Here is a 1,332-nt window from a genome sequence, read left to right as displayed (position 1 = left end):
GTCGCTAATTTAGGATGATTGCATTTACGTCATACAGGCTAGTTACACAAAGGCTTTAATTGTTTTTGGAGATGTCTATTCCCAAAAATAGTAAGATTCGGGAGTTAAAGCTCCTCCAAGTCAGAAAGCACTCTCAAGTCTGGTTGCAACTCCTGCGCGAGACGGCTCGACGAATTGTCGCTGTTAACCCAAGTAAAACGCCATCCACTACCGATGAAGCACACTAGCGAAAAAACAGAATATCCGCAAACCTGTATTCATAAGCTAGTTGAGGCTGTTGTGGAGCTTTCACCTGATGCTGTGGCAGTGGTGTTTAAACATGAAAGCCTCACCTACCGCCAGTTGAACAGTCGCGCTAACTCCCTAGCGCACCACCTACAGGCATTGGGTGTCGAGAAAGAGGTGTTGGTAGGGATCTGCATGGAGCGCTCTCTAGAAATGGTAGTGGGACTGTTGGGCATTCTCAAAGCGGGAGGAGCCTATGTGCCGCTTGACCCAGCTTACCCAACTGAGCGATTGGCTCTCATGCTGGAAGACACTTAAATATGAGTGCTGCTAACCCAAGCGCGGTCAGTCGAGTCTCTTCTTCCTCACTCTTGGCACGTTGTCTGCCTGAACGCGAAATGGGAGGAAATCACTTTCCACAGTGAGCGGTCAATTAAATTTAACTGTGTTGCAGTTTAGATAATTTTTAGACAATAAAGGAAAACAATGCTGAAGTTTCAAGACCTAACTCAACACGAAGTTGAAGCACTTAAGCAAAAGTATAACTATGCTGATGCTCATACTCATCAATCCCAATCTGATTCCCAACTGGAGATTGTGAAAAGGTTGCCTGAGTTATGGCTTGAAGCCGAAAAAACTCAGCAAGAAACCTTAAATAATAAGTTTATAGAAACCTTTTATAAAATGAGGGGCTTGTCAGCCGCATTAAACCCCAACAATGTCATGCTTTATTATGCGGCTTCAATCGCAACCATTCATATAGCTAACTATCTTTTGAAAAAACGCTATAGCGTTAGTTTAATTGAGCCGTGTTTTGACAATCTCTATGAAATATTGATGCACGTGGAAATCCCTCTTTCTCCTTTAAAAGAGGAATTATTACACGATGTGGATAAAATTTATGAAAATCTCAGAACTCATGTGAAGAGTGAGGCAATATTTATTGTAGACCCTAATAACCCAACAGGATTTACTCTGTTGGGTCAGCAAAACAAAAAGGCTTTTGAACAGGTGGTTCAGTTTTGTAAAGAGGCGTTGCTGAACTAGGGTATGATGAAGTTGTCCTCCGAGCGTCAAAAATCACACACATTTAAAAGCAATATTATG

At 42.3% G+C, this 1,332-nt stretch carries 2 protein-coding genes; both read left to right on the top strand.

From position 1 onward, the window contains the following. Nucleotides 1–213 precede the first annotated feature (213 nt). Nucleotides 214–543, top strand: coding sequence for an AMP-binding protein (locus tag QUA99_RS32830; protein ID WP_333245835.1), 330 nt, complete (start codon nt 214–216; stop codon nt 541–543). Nucleotides 544–711: 168 nt separating this feature from the next. Further along, nucleotides 712–1,272, top strand: a complete 561-nt coding sequence (locus QUA99_RS32825) for a hypothetical protein (RefSeq protein ID WP_333245837.1) — start codon at nt 712–714, stop codon at nt 1,270–1,272. Nucleotides 1,273–1,332 lie beyond the last annotated feature (60 nt).

This window comes from Microcoleus sp. F10-B2 (genome assembly GCF_036704965.1).
GTDB lineage: Bacteria > Cyanobacteriota > Cyanobacteriia > Cyanobacteriales > Microcoleaceae > Microcoleus.
The sequence above is the reverse complement of the archived record's forward strand: the minus strand, read 5'-3'. Positions and strand labels throughout refer to the sequence as shown.